A 4,061-nucleotide genomic window follows, 5' to 3' on the forward strand; every position below is an offset into this window, starting at 1 on the left:
AGCAATTTCTCGCACCGCTTCACGTCGCACATTCCAATTTTCATCAGACACAACCCTTTGTTTGAGCCAAATATAAGTTGAATTATCATCCCTCCAAGTTGTTGCTACTACCTCCACCGCTTTAGTACGAATTTCACCAACTAAAGCTACATTTTTCTGATAAATTTCTTGAGAGTAATAATCGTCAAAAGATATACTGCCATAAGGTTTATAATAATAACCAAGGTCATACGAAGTCAAATCTTTTAACCTTTTTAATAATCGATTCCCCACATCACCAATACTCTGACGACTCCTAACTTCAAACAAACACTTGCCCGCCAAAAATAAATTCTGAAACTTTTCCTCTTCCCCCTCTTGCTCCATCAAATAACTAATAATATCTCCCACAAACTTAGCATCAATCATCCCTGCAATTAACCGCAAAACCTCATGCTTTGTTTCATCCTGCCAATACTTACCAAAAGTACCATCGATCAACCCATCTATTCCCAGAGTTTGTGTTTCCTTAAACTGCCAAACAAACTCCCAAGCACAGAAAAATTCCAAAAAAGTCCGATGCACAAAAGCATAATATTCAGCCCCAACAAAACACAAAATAAAATTCCGACTCCGCAACTGTTCAATCAGCGCCTTAGCCATAGGTATAGTTGTCGCATCATTAATATTTAGACTTTTGAGATAATCCGAAATAATCCTTTCCAAATCATTTCCATGAATCAAATTACTAGCCAAACCTTCTTTATTTCCCTGCATAAAAAAAGCTACCTCACGCAAAATTGCCTGTTTATCTTTATAGTCAATAGTAACCGAGTCAATCTTCGCATCAACTAAAGCCCTTTCTGCATCCCACTGTTGTAATAAAACTCGCGAAGCTTGATTATAAAGTTCTGCTCTATCTCTCGGCAATTCTTGATGACGATTCAAAATAGCCATCATAGTTAATAACAGGGGATTTTCCGACAATTGCTTAATAGCTGAAGAATCATTAATTGCCCGTTTCAATCTTTCTCTTTTCCTCTCCCTTTCCGCCTCATTCTGATAAGTCAAATCATGCCAACTTTGAATAAAATCCTCAACTTGTTCCGCCTCTAAATCTTGTAACATAAAATGATAAAACTCAGCATCCCGGAGTTTTTGTGGCTTATAACCAATCACCCGCGAAGTAACAATAACCCGGACATTTTTATAGTCATTAGTAAATCCATGAATTGCAGTTATTACATCATCTCGTTTTGCCGGATCGAAAACTTCATCCAACCCATCAAACATCACAATAGCATCACCATTTTGTAATTTTGCATGAAGTTCCGGTTTAGGCAAATGACAAACTACCCCACTACCCTTTTCCAGAAAATCCAGAAAATTATTGCATTTATTCGCATCATAGTTCCGCACATAAGTCCGCAGTTCAATTAACAAAGGAATTGGGTATAAAGGCAAATCTTTCGGCGATAATTCTGCCCATTTTAGAGCGATATATTGTAATAAAGTAGACTTACCAGAACCGGGGTCGCCCAGAATAACTAAATACTGATAATTTTTATCTTCTACTAACTCTAAAACCGAGCGAGTTTGCTGTGCAAAATATCTGCCTCGGAAAATTTCCAATTGTTCTGGAGAAAAATCTGAGTCAAGCTGCCCACTATCTTTTAATTGTTTCAAATATTCTTTAGGAATTTCATGTACTTGAGGCATAAACTCTTGAGATTCCCGCACATTTTGAGGAATAAAAATTCGCCATAATTTCAAATCATTATAACTATAACCACTCGTATCTAAACTTTCTAATTTAAGATTTCCATATTGTTCTCGGATTCCCTCTTGATGTTTTATCAGGTCAAATTCCGGTCTAATTTCATAGTTTTGATTTGCCAGTTTCTCCAGATTTTCCGAATCTAATATTTTGCGTAATTCATCCGACTCTCGAATAATCTTTTTCACCTTTCTCCGATATTGCTCGGCAACAAATTCCCAGTTAAATTCATCTGGCAAAGACGGATTAATTTCATTGCCAATAGTAGCTAATGTCTTAGTATCCAAAATTTTTAGATTATTATCAAAAGCACTAACCAGAACTTCTAAAACAGACCGATTTTTAAGAAACTGTTTTAAAGGTTTAATATATTCTTTTAACTCACTTTCACTCAAATCAGCATTTTCTAACTCTTGCTGTACCAAATCTAAAAAATATTTAATTGCTTGTGCCGTAGCTTTTTGTAAAGGTTTTCCATTTTTTATCCCATCAATAGCATCAGATATACCTTGTTTAAAAAAATCTTTAACATAGTCTTCAGCAGTACCCTTCGCTAACTCTCCAATAACTTCCTGAGCAATAAATTTAACCGCTTCACTACCCCCCCAAGCAATTAACAATTCAATCATAATTATTTAACCTCTTATGTATTATTTATTTTTCATTATATAGCACCACACATTTAGGAAACCGACATTGTTGGGTAAGGGTTTGGTGACGAAACCCCTACGATATTGAAAGAGAAAAACATTTTTATTTAACCTCTTATGGATTAGTTATTTTTAATTATATAACACTACACATTTAGGATTTAGGAAACCGACATTCTTGGGTAAGGGTTTGGAGACCAAACCCCTACGATATTGAATTGTAATGATACTATCGGATCAGGTATAAAGCCTCTCCATTCATGGATAAAAAAGAAAAAAAATACTTTTAGTCAATCCTCTTCTTTATAAGAAGAGGTAATAATTAATAATTAATTATTAATTGTTGAACTCCTTCTTCCTTCTTCCTTCTTCCTTTCTAATACATAATATCACCTTCAATTAAATCCTGAAACTTAGGATTTAAACGAATATTACCAAAATCACTATCAGTTCTTGCCATCTCTCGGTAGGGTTTACCAGCACCGAAATTAATTGCTTGTTCCAAATTTTCAATTGCTAAATATACCTTCTCCTGCAAAGCATAACAACGAGCTTTATTATAGTAAGCCAAAGAATAATTTGGTTGAATTTTTATGGCTTCATCAAAACAAGCGACCGCTTCATACCACTCTCCTAAATTTGACAAAGCTTGACCTAAATTATTCCAAGCTTCCTGATAGTCTATTTTAATTTCTATTGCTTTCTCATAACTAATAATTTCTCCTTCCGTATCTCCTAAATAAAATAAGGTTCTTCCTTTAAAATTCCAAGCTGCATAATGATTGGGTTTAAGTTTTATTACCTGTTCAAAACATTTCAAAGCTTCCTGATACCTTCCTAGCTCAAATAATGCCTTACCTTGATTATCCCAAGCTTGATATAAATTTGGTTGAATTTTTTTTGCTTGTTCGTAATTTTCAATAGCTTCTCGGTAATGTCCTAAACTATTCCAAGAATTTCCTAAATTGTACCAAGCTTGATATAAATCTGGTTGAATTTGTATTGCTTTCTCAAAAGAATTGATAGCTTCCCGATATCGCTCTAAATCATTCAGTACATTCCCTCGATTATACCAAGCAAAATGAGAATTTGGTTTGAGACTTATAGCCAGATGAAAATCACTTAAAGCTAACTGTAATCTACCTATTCTTTTGAAGGCATTACCTCGATTNATTGTACCAAGCTTGATATAAATCTGGTTGAATTTGTATTGCTTTCTCAAAAGAATTGATAGCTTCCCGATATCGCTCTAAATCATTCAGTACATTCCCTCGATTATACCAAGCAAAATGAGAATTTGGTTTGAGACTTATAGCCAGATGAAAATCACTTAAAGCTAACTGTAATCTACCTATTCTTTTGAAGGCATTACCTCGATTATTCCAGGCTTCAGGATAGTCTGGTTTAATTTTTATTGCCTTATTAAAAGCAGTAATAGCCTGTTGATATTTTCCCAATTTACTAAGATTTACTCCCACATTGTACCAGCCCTGATAGTCATCTGGGGAGATTTCTGTTTGTCCATCCATTTCATTTTTCAAGGAAGAAGGAAGCCAGTTATTCAGTTATTAGTTATTATTTATCAGTTATAGCAGTTCTAAATGTTTGTTGTAAAATTTTATCGTAGGGGTTTGGTCTCCAAACCCAACCACAAA

General features: G+C 34.5%; 2 protein-coding genes and 1 pseudogene. All 3 read right to left on the reverse strand.

Features of this window, described 5'->3' with window-relative positions; translation table 11 throughout:
- Positions 1–2,385: NACHT domain-containing NTPase (locus AFK68_RS07345; RefSeq protein ID WP_143437661.1), on the reverse strand; the 2,385-nt coding region annotated here is incomplete at its 3' end.
- Positions 2,386–2,782: 397 nt separating this feature from the next.
- A partial coding sequence (locus AFK68_RS07350; RefSeq protein ID WP_210407279.1) for a tetratricopeptide repeat protein occupies positions 2,783–3,577 on the reverse strand: 795 nt, incomplete at its 5' end.
- 1 nt (position 3,578) lies between these two features.
- A pseudogene (locus AFK68_RS44470) lies at positions 3,579–3,935 on the reverse strand (tetratricopeptide repeat protein); the annotation flags it as partial.
- Positions 3,936–4,061: the final 126 nt, after the last annotated feature.

It is taken from the genome of Hydrocoleum sp. CS-953 (assembly GCF_002260545.1).
Taxonomy (GTDB): Bacteria; Cyanobacteriota; Cyanobacteriia; order Cyanobacteriales; family Microcoleaceae; genus Trichodesmium.